This is a genomic window from Acinetobacter corruptisaponis (assembly GCF_030053775.1).
Classification (GTDB): domain Bacteria; phylum Pseudomonadota; class Gammaproteobacteria; order Pseudomonadales; family Moraxellaceae; genus Acinetobacter; species Acinetobacter corruptisaponis.
The window spans coordinates 289,052-308,851 of sequence record NZ_CP125669.1 but is presented as its reverse complement, the minus strand read 5'-3'; the positions used below and the strand labels follow the sequence as shown (position 1 = coordinate 308,851).

10 protein-coding genes are annotated in these 19,800 nt (G+C 41.6%); 3 read left to right on the top strand and 7 right to left on the bottom strand.

Features of this window, described 5'->3' with window-relative positions; translation table 11 throughout:
* Nucleotides 1–8 precede the first annotated feature (8 nt).
* Both QLH32_RS01425 and entS read left to right on the top strand, forming a co-directional pair.
* Nucleotides 9–7,160 (top strand): non-ribosomal peptide synthetase, encoded by a 7,152-nt coding sequence (locus QLH32_RS01425; RefSeq protein WP_283267730.1) that lies wholly within the window; start codon nt 9–11, stop codon nt 7,158–7,160.
* Nucleotides 7,150–8,400: an enterobactin transporter EntS gene (entS, locus tag QLH32_RS01420; protein ID WP_283267728.1), complete on the top strand. Its 1,251-nt coding sequence runs from the start codon at nt 7,150–7,152 to the stop codon at nt 8,398–8,400. The genes QLH32_RS01425 and entS overlap by 11 nt, the downstream gene beginning before the upstream one ends.
* A gap of 193 nt (nt 8,401–8,593) precedes the next feature.
* Here entS and QLH32_RS01415 read toward each other — a convergent pair whose 3' ends face one another.
* A complete protein-coding gene (locus QLH32_RS01415; protein WP_283267727.1) occupies nt 8,594–9,274 on the bottom strand; it encodes a 4'-phosphopantetheinyl transferase family protein in 681 nt (226 codons plus the stop codon).
* A gap of 259 nt (nt 9,275–9,533) precedes the next feature.
* Here QLH32_RS01415 and QLH32_RS01410 point away from each other — a divergent pair, with 259 nt between their 5' ends.
* Nucleotides 9,534–11,753, top strand: coding sequence for a hypothetical protein (locus tag QLH32_RS01410; protein WP_283267726.1), 2,220 nt, complete (start codon nt 9,534–9,536; stop codon nt 11,751–11,753).
* A 72-nt stretch (nt 11,754–11,825) separates the two neighbouring features.
* Here the strand turns inward: QLH32_RS01410 and QLH32_RS01405 are convergent, their stop codons facing one another.
* The 6 genes from QLH32_RS01405 to QLH32_RS01380 all read right to left on the bottom strand — a co-directional run bounded on the left by QLH32_RS01405 (nt 11,826) and on the right by QLH32_RS01380 (nt 19,517).
* On the bottom strand, nt 11,826–12,992 hold the full coding sequence (locus tag QLH32_RS01405) for a hypothetical protein (RefSeq protein ID WP_283267725.1): 1,167 nt from the start codon (nt 12,990–12,992) through the stop codon (nt 11,826–11,828).
* A complete protein-coding gene (locus QLH32_RS01400; RefSeq protein WP_432442306.1) occupies nt 12,982–14,283 on the bottom strand; it encodes a TolC family protein in 1,302 nt (433 codons plus the stop codon). Before QLH32_RS01400 ends, QLH32_RS01405 begins: the two co-directional genes overlap by 11 nt.
* A gap of 35 nt (nt 14,284–14,318) precedes the next feature.
* The gene (locus tag QLH32_RS01395) at nt 14,319–15,908 is read right to left on the bottom strand and encodes a GH3 family acyl-acid amido synthetase (RefSeq protein WP_283267723.1); all 1,590 of its coding nucleotides are present in this window, start codon (nt 15,906–15,908) and stop codon (nt 14,319–14,321) included.
* Nucleotides 15,905–16,693: a hypothetical protein gene (locus tag QLH32_RS01390; protein WP_279959173.1), complete on the bottom strand. Its 789-nt coding sequence runs from the start codon at nt 16,691–16,693 to the stop codon at nt 15,905–15,907. The genes QLH32_RS01395 and QLH32_RS01390 overlap by 4 nt, the downstream gene beginning before the upstream one ends.
* A gap of 187 nt (nt 16,694–16,880) precedes the next feature.
* Nucleotides 16,881–18,428: a DHA2 family efflux MFS transporter permease subunit gene (locus tag QLH32_RS01385; RefSeq protein ID WP_283267722.1), complete on the bottom strand. Its 1,548-nt coding sequence runs from the start codon at nt 18,426–18,428 to the stop codon at nt 16,881–16,883.
* A gap of 27 nt (nt 18,429–18,455) precedes the next feature.
* A complete protein-coding gene (locus tag QLH32_RS01380) occupies nt 18,456–19,517 on the bottom strand; it encodes an HlyD family secretion protein (protein ID WP_283267721.1) in 1,062 nt (353 codons plus the stop codon).
* Nucleotides 19,518–19,800: the final 283 nt, after the last annotated feature.

Genomic DNA, 19,800 nt, shown 5'->3' with positions numbered 1-19,800 from the left:
CAATTGCCATGAATCAAGCCCTACAGCATGAATTTACCCAAGAACCAATTCGCCTAAACCTGCTTTCGACCCAACAAGGGATTTTCCTTGCTGATCATCTCAGTTCGATTGAAGATTTATATACCATTGCGCATTGTCTGGAATTGCCAAAAAGTGTTGATCTGACAACTTTTAAACAAGCGATTGAAATGGGCTTGAGTGAAGCAGATACCGTCACAGCACGCTATTCTTGTGATCCCGCTCATCCATTTTTCCAGCTCAATCACAATCCGCAAATTCAGATCGAAGAATTTGATTTTTGTCATCTCAGTCCTGCGCAAGCACAAAAACGCTTATGGGACTGGATGCCCACCGATCGGGAATATGCCAAGTCATTAAAAAATAATGATAGCCATCTTTATCGTCAGGTGTTGTTTATCTGCCATGACAAGGTGTATTGGTATCAACGTTACCATCACATCATGTTAGATGGTTTTAGTATCATTAACCTGACCAAACGTATTGTGGGGCTTTATCAACAATTGCAACAGCAGACTGAGCTGAAAGCATCACCGTTTATTACTGTGACAGAGGTGATTGCGGAACGTCAGGCTTATGAAAATAGCTCACAGTTTCAGGTTGATCAGGACTTTTGGACATCCTATTGTCAGGATTTACCAACGCCTGTGACCTTAAGCACACATCATTTAGCGGCTAAAACTACCGCTAAATTTATCAAACATCAATTGCATTTTTCACAAGGCATTTTGGCACAAATTCAGCTTTTGGCTGCCCATGCCAAGCTGGCTTTGCCTGACATAATGATGGCATTGTCATTACATTACCTCCACAGAATGACTGATAAGTCTGAATTGGTAATGGGTATTCCCTTTATGCGTCGTTTGGGGTCTAAAGCCATTCGTTCACTCTTACCTACCGTCAATGTCTTACCTGTCAAGTTTAGTGTCACTCAACAGCAAAGCTGGCTGGACTTGGCGCAGCATGTACAAGCGCAACTGAACCAGATTCGCCCACATCAAAAATATGATGCCGAACAGATTTTACGTGACCTAAACTCGATTGATGTGCATGAACGAATTTATGGGACAATCCTGAATTATAAAGCCTTTGATCAGGATTTAGTGATTGATGATCAAGTGGTGAAAACGCATCATATTTCCACAGGCCCGATTGATGATTTTGAGTTTTCATTTATTGTACAGAATCAGGAACTGATTATTGAACTACGAGCGGATGCCTTACGTTATAGTCAGGATGAATTGTTGATGCACAGTCAACGTTTAACGCTGCTACTGGAACAATGTCTGGCACAACCAGAACATGCCTGCGCTACCTTTAGCATTACCACCAAACAGGAACAGCAGTTACTGACTCAGGCAGGAACAGGAATTAAAGTTACTCATCCTGAATGCTATAACAATGTGCTAGATATCTTCTATGAACAGGCACAAAAATATCCTGAACGGATTGCGATTTTAAGCGGTGAACGTGATTCGCTGTATCAACTGACTTTTGCTGAATTAAAAACCCAGATCAACCAACTGACCCGATTCCTGCAAGCCAATGGTGCAAAAAAGCATACCGTAATTGCAGGGGCAATTCCCCGTTCGGCTGAATCAGTGGTGATGATGCTGTCGGTACTGAATTCAGGTGCAAGCTTCTTGCCGCTTGATCTGGACTATCCGACTGATCGGATGCAAATGATGTGTGAGGATGCCAATCCGCTATTTGTATTGACCACACAAGCTTTGACACAGCAGCTTCCACAGGGCTTAACACAGATTTATCTAGATGATGCGTCAGTACGTGAACAAATCCAGCAACAAGACCCAAGCGATATTACTGCCGAGCAACGACGTTTTGATTTTCAGGATGTTGCCTATGTGATCTTTACATCAGGCAGTACAGGACGACCAAAAGGCGTGATGAATACGCACGGTTCATTACTCAATCTGATCCTGTCGCATCAACATACGATTTATTTCCCTGTACTTGAGGCAGTGCAACAACGTTTCCCTGAACGTCCACTTCGTGCTGCGCATACCCACTCATTCTCCTTTGACTCGTCATGGTTACAGGTATTCTGGCTGTTATGGGGTCAGGAACTGCATATCTTTGATGAAAATATGCGCCGTGATGCCTATGGCTTGGTACAGGAAATTCAGCAACGCAAAATTGATACGCTGGACTTGCCACCCTCGTTCTGTGCGCAAATGATCAGTAATGGTTTATTTACGGAACATCAACATCATCCAAGCCTGATTTTAATTGGCGGTGAAGCTGCGCCATTGGCATTGTGGCAACAACTCAATGCTCAACCAAACCTGTTTGCGCATAACCTATATGGTCCAACTGAATATACAGTGGATACCTTTCGAGCCGAATTAAAACTAACCGAACGTCCTGTGATTGCCAATCCGATTGGTAACACCCAAGCCTATGTACTGGATCAAAATCTACAACGCTGCCCAATTGGGGTGATTGGCGAGTTATATATTTCAGGTTTTGGCATTGCCAATGGCTATTTAGGTCGTGCCGATCTCAGCTCGACTCGTTTTGTTGCCAACCCATTTGAACAGGGTCAACGCATGTACCGCACAGGTGATTTGGTGCGCTGGAATATGGCAGGCAAACTGGAATTTATGGGACGCTGTGATGACCAGATCAAGATTCGGGGTTATCGGGTCGAAATTGGTGAGGTTGAAAATGCGCTATCCATCCTGCCAGATATTGAAAGTGTGGTGGTGATTGCTGAACCGATTAACAACAGTCATCGCCTGCTAGGCTACTGTGTGGTCAAAGACATTCAACTGGATGAAGCCAAAAGTGAGCAACTGAGCCAGCATTATCTGAGTTTGTTACGCCAAAACCTGCCTGATTATATGGTGCCATCGGCACTCACTGTCATGCAGGAATTTCCTCGTAATGTCAGTGGTAAAGTCGATAAAAAAGCATTACCAAAACCGCAAATTCGTAGCCAAAGCCGCGTTGCACAAACGCCTGAGCAAAAACTGCTGTGTCAGATTGCCGCCTCTGTGTTGAAACTGGAGCAGATCGGGATTGATGACGATTTCTTTATGACAGGCGGTGACAGTATTTCAGCAATTATGCTGTGTACCCAGTTACGCCAACACGGTTACGGACTTAAACCCAGTGATGTGTTTCAGCTTAAAACCGTTGCGGCAATGTTGACTCAACTTGAAGCGCTGGAAATAAAATCAAACGATAACAACATTCAACAGGTGTTTGATGATGCGCTGATTGAAAAGGTACAACAGCACTATGCGCAGGACAGTATCGTTTTACCCTTATTGCCGCTACATAAAGGTATGTTGTTCCATTCGCAAATTGAGCAACAACATGCCAGTTATAATGCCTTTACCCGTTTGAGTTTAAATGGCGAAATTGATCTGATTCAATTGCAACAGGCACTGACCAATGTGCTGAGAAAACATCCGCAACTGGGTGGCTGTTTTGATAGCAATCTGCATGATGAACCGATTTTTGTGTATTCGCCAAACCCAACGCAAATGTGGCTGGTTGAACAATACGATTGCCAAGCAGGTCAATTAGAACACACCATTGAACAAGTTTTACAGCAACCGATGCAACTTGATCAGCCTTATGGATTGATTCGTGCCGTACTAATTCAACACAATTCACAGCAATCTGAACTGATCTTGATGGTGCATCATCTGCTAACCGATGGCTGGTCTACTCCACTATTTATGCAGGATTTTATTCAAGCTTATCAAAAACCTGAACAAAGCCTGACTGTTCCAGCACATAGCTATGCCGATGTCATTCTGCAACTGGTACAACAGGACCACAGCCTTTCCAAGCAAATTTGGCAGCAAGACCTTGCCCATGTGCAGCCTTTGGTGTTATTTGAACACGCCAAACAACACAGCATACAGGAAACTGCACATCATTTAAGTCTAGCACTGAGCGCAACACTGCAACAAAAGTTGCGCCAGACAGGCATTACCTTAAATGTGTTTATGCAAATGATCTGGGCAATGTGCCTACAGATTTATGCGCATCGTGAAGACCTCATTTTTGGGACACCTGTGGCTGGGCGTTCTGCCCCGATCAATGGGCTAGATCAACAAATTGGCTTGTTCCTGAACACCATTCCTGTACGGGTGCAATTGAATATGCAGCAAAATCTGTGGCAGCAGCTACAGCACTTGCAACAACTGCATATTCGCCATCTGGAGCATGATGGTCTGGGATTAAATGAAATTCAGCAACAACTGGGCTTAGGCAGTTTATTTGATAGCTTATTGGTGGTGGAAAATTATCCTGATCATCAATATCTACAACAAACTTTAGGTTCAGCCAAAATTGAAAAGCTGACCAATCGGGGCTATAGCCATTATCCACTGGCATTATTGGTGATTCCTGATCAGCAAATTGAACTGTTACTGGAACAACGTGGCGTGATTGCCCAACCTGAACAATTCCTGCAACGCATTGAACAATTGATTGAAATTGCCCTGAATCAGCCTGAAACCGCACTGCATCACTATCTGTTACAAGTGAATGCTGAAGAGCAATTTATTCAACAGATCAACCAAACTAACCATGATGTGCCACAGACTACATTACAGCAATTATTAAGAACGCAGGCATTGCGCAATCTTGATCTGATTGCCCTATGTGATGAACAGCAACAACTGACTTTTGCTCAGGTGCGTCAGCAAGTCTGTGCGCTTGCCAAAGTGTTGCAGCGTTCTGGGGTACAGGCGGGCGATATTGTGGCGATTGCCCTGCCTCGTTCCGTTAAACTCAGTCTGGCGATTTTAGCGGTGATTGAAGCAGGCGCAGCTTATCTACCAATTGATATTCAGCATCCCGTTGAACGTATCAAATATATGTTGGAGGATGCCAAACCTCGTCTGACCATTAGCGAACAGGATGTATTGCCCGAAATTGAAACGCCACGATTTGATTTTGATGCGTTGTTTGATGCGGAAGATATTAGCCTAACCCACTATAAAATTAGCTTGGTTAGCCCACAACATCCTGCCTATGTCATTTATACCTCTGGCACAACAGGGCAACCGAAAGGCGTGATGGTCTCGCATCAGGCGATTGTCAATCGTATTTTATGGATGCAAGATCAATATCCACTGGATCATAAAGATACAATCCTGCAAAAAACCCCTTGTAGTTTTGATGTGTCGGTGTGGGAGTTTTTCTGGTCATATCTGGTCGGTGCTCGTTTGGTGATGGCAGCTGTGGATGCGCATCGTGACCCAATGGCATTGCTCAATGTGATTCAACAAAATGATATTACTACCTTGCACTTTGTACCGTCGATGCTGGCGGTATTTGAGAATGCAGCAATAGAATTTTTGACTGATGAGCAACGTCAAGCCTTGCCGCTGAAACGAGTATTCTGTAGTGGTGAAGCCTTGCCAACCGCATTGGCACAATCATTTAACCAACATTTTAGTTGTGAATTGCATAACCTCTATGGTCCAACCGAAGCTGCGGTGGATGTTAGCTATATGGATGCCCGACAGCCGCAAGCAATGCCCGAAAGCAGTATTGCGATTGGTTATCCTGTCTGGAATACGCAGCTTTATATTCTTGATCAATACTTGCGTCCGCAACCGATTGGCGCTGAGGGTGAGCTATATTTGGCAGGTGATCAATTGGCGATTGGCTATTTACAGCGTAGTGATCTCACCGCCACCCGTTTTGTTGCCAATCCATTCCTGTCAGGGCAACGGATGTATCGCACAGGTGATATTGCTCGTTGGAATGCCGATGGCAGTATCCAATATGTCGGACGTGCCGATGATCAATTGAAAATTCGTGGGCAACGCATTGAATTGGGTGAAATTGAACAGCAACTACGTCTAATCACCCAAATTGATGAAGTGGTGGTTCATCCTGTAGCGAATGATCAAAATGCTGCGGATATTCAATTGGTGGCTTATCTTAAAACTACACAGCCTTTGGATGCCAATAGCCTGAAAAAACGTCTGGCAAAAAATTTACCTGCCTATATGATTCCAAACCACTTGATGACATTGGAAACATTCCCTCTTAGTCATAATGGCAAACTGGATCGTAAGGCATTACCGCAACCGCAAACATCGCATACTTTAAATAGTCGTTTGCCATCCAGTGAAGCTGAATTAAAACTGGAACAGATTTTCCAGAATATTTTAGCGCTACAGCGTCGTATTAAAGTCGAGGAAGATTTCTTTGCTTTAGGTGGTCACTCAATCTTAGCAATGAAATTGACAATTGAAATTAAAAAAGCCTTTGATCGAAGTCTCGCTGTGAATCAAATCATGACTGGCGCAAATATTGAGAAACTGGCGGAACAGTTACAACTGCAAAGCCTGATCAACCAAGCCAGTGATGATGCAGGTTTTGACACCACCTTTATTATTCGACAGGCAAAAACCAAACCTGTGTTCTGTATCTATCCAGGTTCAGGCTTGGCTTGGCAATATAGCGTTTTGAATCGTTATCTACATCCTGATATTAGCCTGATCGGGTTGCAATCGCCTCGTCCAAATGGTGCATTGGTGTATAGCCAAACGATGGATGAATTAATTGATCATCAACTAAAACAAGTCCTTGAAATTCAGTCTGACGGACCATTTACATTCTTGGGTTATTCATTGGGTGGTACGATTGCCTACGGGTTGGCTGATCGCTTACAACGTTTGGGACATGAAGTTGCCTTTGTCGGCTTACTCGATACCTATCCAGCCGAAATCCATGACTGGGATATGCAAAATGCCGATGCAGTAACCGAAGAAGCAGAACAGGAACAAATCCAGTTCTTTAATCAGGTTCTGGATGGTGCGGATGAAGTTCTGAATGAAGAAAAAGACAGTTTGCAGGACTATATTTTTGCCAATTATCGGGATGCGGTGCGCCTACTCAGTCAGCATCAAACCTCAAGCTATGCAGGCAAAATCCATGTCTTTGTCGCTGATCAATCCTTACCTGACTATATCCAACCGCTTGAAAACTGGCAGCCTTTTGTCAATGAACTGGAAGTGATTCGTTTGCCTGAAGCCAGTCATGAAAATTTATTGTCGCCTGAACAGCTCACCACTTTAGGACCATTACTGAATGACTATCTCAGCCAAGTCTACCAATTAAAGGATGCCAAGCATGAAGTTTAAACATATCTTGACTGATTTTAGTCTGCTCAAAACGAATCGACATTTCCGCAATGTGTTTATTGCCCGCACTGTTTCACTACTTACCATCGGCATGTTGATTGTGGCGATTCCACAACAAGTCTATCAAATGACTGGCGATGTGTTGCAAGTCGCAATTGTCATGGCATTTGAGGGGGTTGCCATGTTTATTGGCTTGCTGCTTGGTGGTGTGCTTTCAGATCGTTATGACCGCAAAAAGCTGATTTTATTGGCTCGTTTTGTCTGTGGTCTGGGTTTTATGGGCTTGGCGATCAATGCCATGCTGGATACACCCTCCCTCTATGTGATTTATTTCCTCAGCGCATGGGATGGCTTTTTCGGGGCGTTAGGCGTGACTGCCATGATGGCGATTATGCCAATCATTGTGGGGCGGGAAAATATTGTACAGGCTCGTGCCATCAGTATGGTGTCAGTACGTCTTGCCACTGTGCTATCACCTGCGATTGGCGGAATTGTGATTGCACTCAGTAATATCGCTTGGGCATACTGGATTTCGACCATTGGTACATTGGTCACAGTGCTGTTATTGATTGGCTTGCCTCAACTCAAACCACAAGGCAATGACGAGGATGAACATCCAATTCAGCAATTATTACAGGGCTTTAAATTCATCTTTCAAAACAAGATTGTCGGTAGCACCATTCTAATCGGAACGATTCTTGGTTTTAGTAGTGCAATTCGAATTTTATTTCCGCAAATTGTCGATCAACAATTTGGAGGCGGTGCATTTGAATTGGGCTTAATGTATTCAGCCGTGCCACTGGGGGCAACACTGGGGGCTTTACTCAGTGGTTGGACATCACAACTCACTCGCCCAGGAACGGTGATGCTGTATATCAGTCTTGCGGTTTTTGCCTGTATGTTCCTCGTAGGCTTATCTCATTGGTTTATCCTTACACTGATGATTCTAAGCGTATTTGGCTATCTCTCTGCCATCGCCAATCTATTGCAATATAGCATTGTACAAGGTCATACCCCTGATGAATATTTAGGGCGAATCAATGCGATCTGGTTGGCTCAGGATGCAGCATCGGATTCAATTGCAACAACAATTATGGGTGCACTTACCCGCTTCTTACCGATCTCAAGCAGTATCTTTATCTTTAGTGGTCTGAGTTTTGCACTGGGTTTGGTCTTTTTAATGAGTGCTGAAAAAATCAGGGAAGCCAATTTTAATGATCCTGATTTGCAGGAGAGTTAGCAAGTAATGCGAAGAATCAATCTCACATAGGATTAAGACACTAAATCATAGGGGTTGAACACAGTTCGACCCTACATTACATCTAATTTGTAGAGGCGAAGTGTGTTCGCCTGTTTGAAAACCTAATTTATTTATGAGAATTTACATAAATATAGAAGAATTAATATCCTCTATTTCTATTTTAAAAACTCATTTATTTAAACACCCACGTCAACACAGTATTATCCTGTATTTGCCAATACCCTTGATGTTGTTCCAACAAACCATATTTTTCTCTGACTTTCGGGCAAAATGAAAACTGCACAGACTGATTTTCCATATCTATTTGTTCTACAAACGCTTCCAGAAAATCAATATAACTTTGGGCAACTGGATATACCGCCTTATATAAACTTTCTTTCAGGGAAAAAATCAACGTCAAATATTCACAAAAACTTAAACCCTGAATCTGTCCTGTTTGCCATAATGCTTGTTCAGATTGTGTGAGAATCAAAGCAGCACTGTCTTTTGCGAAATTTTCATCGACAATATGTTCAATATCAATGCCCAAATAATCTGCCTGTGCTGAAACAGCAACCACCAACTTATTGTTGGAATGACTGATACTCCCCTTAAACCCTTTTGGCCATATCGGGAGTCTTTCTGACATAGACGTGATTGAATCCAGACAACTAAAATGCTGTTGTAATATGGCTTGAGCAAGAATACGTCCTGCGTAAAACTCGTTTAAACGTTTAGGAACAGCGTTAAGCAGATAGTCAGGACGAGCCAAATCATACTGTTGCCAAATCTGAGGGATATCCATCAACTCCAATGTATAATTTACAACTTGCTCTGCAAGAGCAATAGGTTGGGCAGCTTCCAATAGCTGCATACATAAATGATTTGGAATTGTTAGGGATTCGCACATAGATTAAATTTATTAAACAACTTTAGAGGAAAAACAAAAAATTAATTGAGCAAATTATACGCTTACGATCAAGCATATGAACAAATAAAACCTAAAAACACAAGAAATTTATCATTATTCGGAAAATAGAAAGCACTTGTTTTTAAAAAAGATTCTCACTATTCTTACGGCGATTAATAAAATTGCCAAACATACTTATAAACACAATTTTTTGGGGCTTGTCATGAAAAAAACAGATTTTATTGCTGCAAATAAACTGAGCACACTGGGAACATTATCACGAACATATTTATACCGATTTTTCCAACAGCAATCATGGGAAAATGGTCTGGCTTATGAAGAAAAATTACGCCAAATTCATCTTGATTTTAGTATTGAAAGCTTACGTCGAATAGATACATTTTTAGACCAGCTCCGTCAGGACAATTATTTAAGCCAATCTGAATTTATTGATGATACCGCAAAACAGTCACTGTTATTACTTCTTGGTTTTTATTGTGGAGAAATCATTGCGCGGGCATGGCAAATATGTCCATCATGGTCTGAATATGAACAATATTTCAATGCAGAAAATAGTGAATTTGGGGGTTTGGGCAATATTATTGGACCCTGTTTTGAGAATTTTCTAGTTTTAGAATATGAAAGCAACCAACAAAAAAATGTTTATTTTCCTTTGGTGGCAATTTGTGAACGTTTATTTAATCAACTCCCTGAAAAAAGTGTTCACTTTAGTGTAACAGGCTTTTTGCCTGCGAGTTTAGACCCACATGCGCCTTTAGCAGAAACACCAAACCCATATTTACTGGATCATTTACCTGAAATTATTGCCAAGGCCCCATTTGACCTGAGTAGTTATTTACAAATGATTCCCCCTTTTTGGATGCTGGGTGATGAATTAATCGGGCAAATGGATGCATTAAAAACCCTTTATAATGAGGGGCACGTCGTTTGGGGCGTGATTGTACAGGCCAACAACCTATTGTTTAAAGATGAAGAATATGCCTCTTGTCCTGCTGAAATTGTCTATGACCCAACAGGCAAAACTGATCATTTATCTTTACGCAACATTGCCCATCGACTTTATGAATTAAAACAACAAGAATTTGATGATAGTGATGACCAGGATATTGCCCAGTATGCCAGACATTTAAAAGCCGAACATACCCGCTTTATTGGTGATGCTCCACAATCAATAACCACCATTCCACTCAAATCAGCCACCAGCTTTATTTGGCGTTTACACTTACCCAATGGCAAACTAACTTATCCATTTTTCCCTATTTTAATCAGCGACAAAACACCATTTATCACTGTTCTGCCTGCTTATTTTTGGCAAGATACAGCCTTGTATCAATCATGGTTGGCAGAAAACAATTCAACAGAAGAACAAGATTCAGAAAATTCTGTTGAAATATTGGCTGCATTTGCGCAAGGCCAACAGCAACATTTATGGCAATTATTTTCAGAAATGTGCTATCCACAAAAGCACGATATACCTGCACTGATGCAAATCAAGTCCTCTACATCAAATCATTACAGTGGGACAAATGAAAAGAGCCTGAATTTTGTTCATATGTGTCAGGCAAAAATTTGTAGCGACTATCAACGTTATGAACCAGAAATATATGAAAAAGTGGCAAAAGAACGACCTGATGGACAAGCCAAACGTGTCAAAGAGCAAATGCAGGCACAACTGATCCACCAACATGATTTTAGTTATTTACTGGCTGAGCTTGAGAATCAGGATTTTAATGATCAATTAAAACAAAAAGGACTACCTAAAGCCGCAGAAATGCTGAAAAAACATAAACTCAGTCAGGTTGAGTTGAATTATTTAATCGCGTTTCTGCATCAGTCTGTTTCCCAACCCCAACATGAAACCACTGCCCTGTTATACCTTGCTTATCTTTATTTACAGGGTCAGTATTTAGCTCAGGACCTCAAAATAGCCCAACGCTTTATTGGCCTGGCTGCAATAAATGATTGGCGAGCAATATATCTTCAGGCGGAGATTGGCTTGGTGGCCCCCGATCTAGTCAGGTCTCGCATGTATCAGGAAGTGACATCACAGACAGCTCAAGTGGTGTTATCCAATATTGAGCACCATGCCTATTTACACAAACTGATTGATGATTTTTTAGATCATGCCATGGTTAAAAAAGAATATGTCCGTTCATTGCTACAAACCGCCAAAGAAAAAGGTCATCCTTTGGCTCAACAACGTCTGACCACTTTAATTGCACAAGGTAAATTGCCACCGTATGCCACGCCTCGCTACCAAAATGTCATCACATGGCTGGAATACCACATCGCTCAGGATCAGCAAGAACAAAGTGCTCCACAACCAGAAACTCAAGTACAGGCATCTTCTTTTATCTTTGAAAGACCTGCACTCAGTGCCTTTATCATTTTCGTAATCATCATCTTGATTAAACTGTTATAAACAATTCATGGCCGATACCGAATGGAATGTAGAATAAGTTTTTCCATTCGGCTTATGGTTTACATTCGCCAATCAAATCCGCCCTACTTCAAGATAAGGAATTAAATTCTTGTCAAAATTTGGACGAGGATCAACCTCAAAACTGATAAATCCGTGCATACCTGTCAAGCGTTCCCCTTTGTAAAATTGATTCAATTGATAACGCGGATCTTTATGGGAAAGGGTGAAACTCACCACACCAACGTCACGTTTTTTGGACATCGTATAAGCATCCTCAAGCATAAGATGGTGTAAAGCCAACGACTCTGGATGACATAATAAGCTATGCAGCACATGATATTTCATTGAATCCCCAAGTTTGGGCAATGGCATACTCTTCGTGATCAAGGTAGAGAGATTATAAAATGGCCGTAATACACCTATCACAGGGCTGTAATGTAAAATCTTGGTCTGTTTAATTTGATGCTGGTCCCATAAACCAAACATTCCCACCAACTTCTGATTTTGAAAATACAGTATAAAATCCGATAACTTTAAGCCTGAAAAATAATGATGCTCCTGCAATAGCTCCTCAAATTGATAGGCGGGAATAAAATTATAATGCTGCGCCATTTCCGCAATAAAATTGTTCATTGCTGGAATGTGTTCTGGCTGTGCAATACAAGGCTGAATATCCTTGATACTGTTATTCTGAACCGTTCGATTCAAAAAATTAACGACCTTTCTTTTTGAACCTAGATCAGTCAGGGTTAAGGTTTCAATCAGCCCCTCATCATAATAATCAGGCATACCTGTCTTGCCTGTCTGCATTGCAGCGCGGGCAGCATAATTATCATTAAAGATAATGATCTGGCTAAAATTGGGTGCATACATGGTCTGTTTGACATGGGCACCCAAAGCTTTAACCAGCGATTTGCCACGATAAGTGTGATCAACACGTAAATCACTGGCATATCTAAAATTTTGGATTTTCTGATTGACATAACATGGTCGATACCCATTGCTATAACATGCCACTTTTTTCTGCTTTTCCTGATCCTCAATCAATACATGCAATTTTTGTCGATACAGAATATCCGAGGCTTTAAAGTAACTCGGTTCACGTTGAAAACTGATTTTCACACCCTTGGTTGTCATTGGCACAGCGATTAACTCTCGTAATGCCTGATCATCCTGCAAGGTTGCTTCACGGGTGATTAGAGGGTTTTCTATTTGTGGTAATGCTGGATTAGTTGTCATTGCCCCCCCCCTGTTGTTGATATTGAGTCGACACCAGATCATTCAAATCACCCATCTGATCTAATAGCTGATAAACAAACACCACTTCATCCTGTTCATTTACCGTTTGCTGTGTCTGTACATCCAATAATTTTTGTTCAGTATTGAGTAAGTCAAAAGTGGTTTTGGTGCCCAGCTCAAATTCTTTACGGGTATAAACCAGTGCAATTGATGCCGCATCAATTGCATTTTTCAGCGCATCCTTATTTTTTTGAATACTACGAAGTTGTGCGTAAGTGGTTTGGGCACGCTGATTTAAATCCAGTTCCAGGCTTTTAATTTTCTGCTTGGCCAAATCCACGTCAGCCTGGGCTTTTTTAATGTTGGCACGGTTCAGCCCATCGTCATACAGTGGCACATTCAACTGCACGCCAACCATATAATTATTGCTTTCAGAACCAATATAGCTCGCTTCATGCTGCGAGCCTGCGCGGCTGGTCAACATCACTGTTGGCCACAGCTCCCGTTTTACCAAGGCATATTGCTTTTCGGCAGCCTGTTTTTCATATTTGGCCTGCATCAAGGCTGGATGATTTTTGGTTTTTGTCAAAATGATATCTAAATGACTGGAAATTTTAGGTAAGTTGGTCATTGCCACAAGACGGTCTGGCTGTTCACCTGTAATTTGATAAAACTGCGCCTCACTCACACTAAGATTCGATTGTGCCTGTGTCACATCTGCCTGCCCCTGAGCCACCTGAGCCAAAACCTGCGCCAAATCTGCACGGGTAATCATGCCCACATCAAAACGCCGTTGTGATTCATATAAAGAACGTTGTAAATTCGCCAGTGTTTTCTTTCTCAGCTCCAGAATCGCCTGTTTTTTCAGTACATCCGTATACACCATCACCGTGTTTAAAATGGTTTCTGATCTTCGGTCTGAAAGACCCTGAGACTGTGCAGAAAGCTGATTCTTGGCAACCTCAATCCCCAATTGATGCCGACCTGAGGTATATACAGGATAATCCAGTTGTAATTGCAGGCTTCGACCTTTTCGGTTGCCCTCAGTCGGGAACATCACACCTGTGGGTGTTTCAACCCGTTCATAATCCAGTTGCCCAACCAGGTTCAGCTTAAGCCCATCTCTCTGTCGCGCCTGCTCAAGCATGGCGGTTGACTGGTTGACACTTAAACGGCTCATTTCCAACTGACTTTCATGTTTTAAACTTGCAGATAATGCCTCATCCAGAGTCATGGCATTGACTGAACTTGAAAGCAGCAAAATACTGAAGTAGATGGCGAATTGGTATATTGAAACCTGCTTTTGCAAATAGTTATCCCTGATCTTCATAGCTGTTCCAGACTATTCAGGGTAATTTTCTTTAAGGGTTCAGGTTTGATATTCCCCTCAATAATGCCATCAAACATCACCAGTTTTTTATAGGCATCCCAACCATTATCTGCCTGTCGAATCTGGGGTTGGTCAAGCTGTCCCAAATTACGCGCCAACTCATAGTGGAAATTTTCACGCAATAAGTTGTCGATATAGCTATGATCAATGCTATGGTGAATCTCGCCCTCAAACAGCACACAATAAAAAGGCTTGGCCTGTTGCTGTGTATCCACTGCCAACAAGGAAACTGCCTTGCTATCTGCCTGATTTAAATGTGAAAGCAACTGCTGCGCTGTTTCAGGTGCCAGCTTTTCTCCCACCAGATCAACCCCAAAACGCCGTCCCTGAAACTCAAAACACGGGATTTGTCCCATAAAGCCTGTTACCCGTAGACAATCATCTAGACAATAACGCAGTAAACCATTACCAGAACTGATGATCGGACTGACCACATCGCCCTGCTTGAGTTGCCATGATGGAATGATTTGTCCCTGCTGATCTCCCTGTAAATATTCAAACTCATAAAAATGGCTTTGATAGGCTAGAGGATAATGACCATCGTAAGGAATTGTGACTACCCCCTCTGTTGCCCATAGCCCCTTACCCTCAAACTGCACCCAAGGAAGTCTTTCTTTTAATTTTCCAGCCCAATCTTTTGAACCTGCAGTATCCCAACTGGAGACCAAACTCAGCTTTGGCCATAAGATTTTAAAATCAATACTGTTACCCGCATAACTTGCAGTCAAACGCTCAGCACTTTGTGGGCTATAAGGTGTTTTGACCTCTTTTAGAGAGGTTTGACGATTTCCCCATGAACCACTTGCCAATACCTCAACCACTTCATTACGCATAGATTCCAGCCGTTCCAGCAATTGCAAGGCAAAGGTTGGGCTCCACACAGAAATCATGGCTAAGTTATGGTTCGCAACCAGATAACAAATGGTGGCGAACAAGGCATCATCGGCATTGGCGGCAAACGCCACATTACTTGGCACCGCCTGGGTAAACTTGGATAGAATACGTTTACCAATCCCCAATAAAGCACTGTCATCATTCAGGTTTTTATCTTTCAGCACCTCACGTTGGCTTTCAGGCAACCATGATACCGACCAGTAATGTGTGCCCTGCTGCAATTGAGGGCATTTTCGATACAGGCTTGCCAACCACGGTGCAATGGCATGATCCAACTCATCCAGAAACAGTTGGGTATAAGGAATAAATTTAATTTGTTCACTAGAACCACTGGTTGGCTGAAAACGGACCAGCCTGCTGCTTGAAAGAGCAAGCTTTTGTTGCCGATATTTCTGTATCTGCTCTCGCCATGTGCCATAACGGGATGGTGAAAAAGCTGTGATAAACTGCTCATAGTTCTTCACCTTTTTGTCATTGGCTAAGGTCGATGACTGTAAAATTGAATCCAGTACTTGACGCTGAACCTGTTCCAACTGGTGGTTGAAACCATTTCTAAATTTTTGGTCAGCATTCTCACACCAATGCTTTAAGATGAGATGCGAACCTGAAGTCAGCCATGATTTATATTTCATTGCATCACTCCATGACGATTTTCCTGCTTAACCACAAGTGCTTCGTATTTTCCCTTACTCACAGGTTTGGTCATTAACTTTACAGGAAAACGTGCAAGATCTTTCCACCCTAAACGGCCAAGACATGGCAGTTCTGTCCCTGTTGTCCAGGTGGGATTTTTCTGCTCAAAGAAATGGATTTTAGGATTCTTTTCCCTCATTTCCTCGGTGATGGGTGCCACCTCACCTTTTAACGGTTGATAGTCATCACCAAAATTTAACAATCCAACTTCCCTGTCGTAATACTCGCTAAAAAAGTTTTCGCAATAATGTTCGACCACAGTCGCTAAATGCTGGTTTTCATCTTGTATATTTGGGTAGTAAACATAGTAATTATTCGCAAGCAACAAATAGGTTTTATAACCTTTTGAGATCAGTAGCCAATACAACTCATTAAAAGGATATCTGATCCTTAGCTTGACCATTAATTTAAACATGGTGCTTTGCAGTGTTCGGGTTCCCCAAAATGCTTTCAAAATCACAGTATCCCCACTAAAAAGTACCGTATAATCCTTACCATTTAAATAAAAATGCTGAACAGCAACGGTGGAGAATCCAACAACCTCATGGGTTTCTGAATGAAAAATTAATATGGCGCCACTTTTCTTTTTAAAATCCTCAACGAAAATTGAGAACTTGGTATTTTCATAATACTGTTCATAAATCGAATACATGGCTTTTAATCGGTCAATATCAATTTTCTCTTTTTCAATATACTGACCATAGGTGGTTTCTTTACCGTTCAACTTTGAAATGAGTTTATAAGTCTTAATAATCATAACTTCATCCTTTAAAATTTGGACATGAGTTCACTTATTTCCCTAAAATGGAAATAAAAACCCATATCAGTATTTTTGTTTTATTTAGGCATATATAAATATGCGCTATTCTAATTTTCCATGATCTGAAAAATTACCCTCTGGGATTACACATCTAAATATCCATTTTTTTTGCCCTATCCATAAAAATTGTAAGAAATGCGGTAATAAACATAATGATCGAGAGCATACGCAATAAATCATTAAAACTTGAGGTTAAAGCCTGATAATGAATATCACGATAAATAACACTGAGCGCGATTTGCTGTGCGTTTGCCCCAAGCTCCTGGTACTGCGCCGTAAGCTGATCAAGCCGTTCTATAAACACCCAGTTTTGCGGTGTCATGTATTGGTTCAATTGGGTGACGTGTAACGCGGTCAGCCAGTCGAGTGAGGAATTGATGAGCGCCAACCCCACGGCCCCCCCAATATTTCGCATCAGGTTATAAATGCCACTTGCATCCGCCACCTTGCTGATGGGTAAAGTGCTCATGGCTAAATGCGACACCACAATCAGGCAAATCATCAAACCAATACCACGATAAATTTGTGGCCAGAACATAAAGTCGTAGTCACTATGGATACTTAAATGTGAGTTTAGCCAGACGCCAAATCCAGCCAGGATCATGCCGACAAAAACTGTTTTTCTGGTATCAAAATTGGGAATTAACCATGCCAGCAGCGGTGCGAAACAGAACATGACAATGCCTGTCACCATCATGACATGACCGATTTGGCTACTGTTCATTTCCCGAACCTGACCTAGAAAGACGGGAATCATATAGCCCAAACCATAAAGTGCCATTCCAATTACAAAGGTGGTGATTGAGCTTAGGGTGAAGTTTTTATTTTTAAAAACACTCAAATCCAGCAATGGTTTTGGTTGGGTAAAACTGCGGGAAAAGAAAATCAGGCCGCCAATAACACAGATGATAAATGCGATACGGACACCCGTATCCATAAACCAGTCATGGCGGGCGCCCTCATCCAGAAAGTACTCCAATCCACCCAGAAACATCGCCATACCAATCAGGCTGAACCAGTCCATTGTTTTGATTAAGGCGTAATTGGCACGATCAATATTTGGCCCTGAGAAAATAATCGTGGCAATAATAATTCCCGGAATAATATTGATCAGGAACATCCAGTGCCATGAAAAGTTATTGGTTAGCCATCCCCCAATCGTTGGACCAATGGCAGGCCCCAAAGTGCTGACCATCCCAAAAAGCACCAATGGTAAGGAACGCTTGGCTTCAGGAAAAAGTAGATACAATGCTGTCATGGAGGTTGGGATCATTCCACCACCCATAAAACCCTGTATACCCCGAAAAACCAGTAAGCTTTCCAGATTCCAGGCCAAGGCACACAGCAATGAACTGATCGTGAATCCAACCGCACAAATTGTGTAATAAATACGGGTCGATAAAACCCTGGACACAATGCTGGACATCGGGATGGCAATGATTTCTGCAATTAAATAAACCGTCTGCACCCAAGTCACTTCATATCGGCTTGCACTCATGCCCGCCTGAACTTCATTTAATGAACTCGCAACAATTTGAATATCAAGAATTGCCATAAAGTTGCCAAAAATCATGGCAATGAACATCACCCATGCAATTTTGGGTGCAAAAATCCACTCATTATTCAAATGCTGATTCATATTGTTATTCCTAAAATATTTTTATTATTAGGTTCTTAGGTCAACTGTGGCATTGACGGACATTCCAGGTTTAATCAGGTCGATATGTGGACTTGAATCAAGGGCAATCCGAACAGGTATACGCTGCACCACTTTATTAAAGTTGCCAGTGGCGTTATCTGGTGGCATCAATGAGAACGTTGCACCAGATGCTGGAGAAAAACTCTCAATTTTCCCTGTATAGCTTAGACTTGGATAAGCATCCATTTTTAGGACAACTTTCTGACCAATATGCATTTTTTCAATTTGTGTTTCTTTAAAGTTTGCCTGAACATACAAACTATTCTCAGGAATAATCGCCATCAAACGAGTTTGTGGAGAAACACGTGATCCTTTTTGTATTGCAAGGCTTCCCACCTTACCATCCACTGGACTGATAATTTTTGAGGAATTCAGGTCAATACGATAAAGGTCCAAAGTTGCATTGGCATTTTGAACATCTGCCAGAAGTTGTGCCCGACTTGCCTGTAAACTGCCTAATTGGGCTTCGGCAGAATTGACTGTCGCCTGTGCCTTATTTAACTGGGCTTGAGCCGCCAGATATTGAGACTGGACGTTATCAAAATTTTGTCGGGTAATCACACCATCTTTTAATAAATCCTGATAGCGGGAATAATCCTTTTTTAAACGGTTTAAATCAGCCTGTGCAGCCAATACGCCACTATTTGCCTCACTAATACTCGATTTTGCTGATTTTTCATTTTGCTGTTGTACTGCCAACGCTGCCTGTTTTAATGTAACCATCGAGCGTGCCTGATCATAACGGGCCTGATAATCCCGATGGTCCAATACCGCCAGAGTTTCCCCTTTTTTGACCACTTGATTATCATTAATGATCAACTCCATAACCTCACCTGAGATTTTAGGCATTACCCAGATCACATCAGCCTGCACATAGGCATTATCTGTAGACTGATAAAATCGAAATACAAAAATATAATATATAATACCGAGAATCAGGCATAACATAAGCACTGTAAAAACAGTGCAGGTTATTTTCTTACGACTGTGGAAATTAATATCCGTTTCCGTCTGAACCAAGGCTTCCATATTTTTCCATTCTTTCTAATATAAAATTTTTTATTTTGACCCCAATTAATTTGGGTAAACATATAACTTTTATTTAGCTGTCTAAATAAATAGTTACATATTCCAAAGTGACACAAATTATCATTCTCACTGTCACAAAGTGTCATTGACTATTTTTACATCTTATTTTCCAATTCATGCCAATGCTTTATATAAAATGGAAATTTCTTCTCATTTTAAATAACCATAAATACTATTGTAATTTTCCAGTAAGGACACAGCATCTATTTATAGCTATATTACT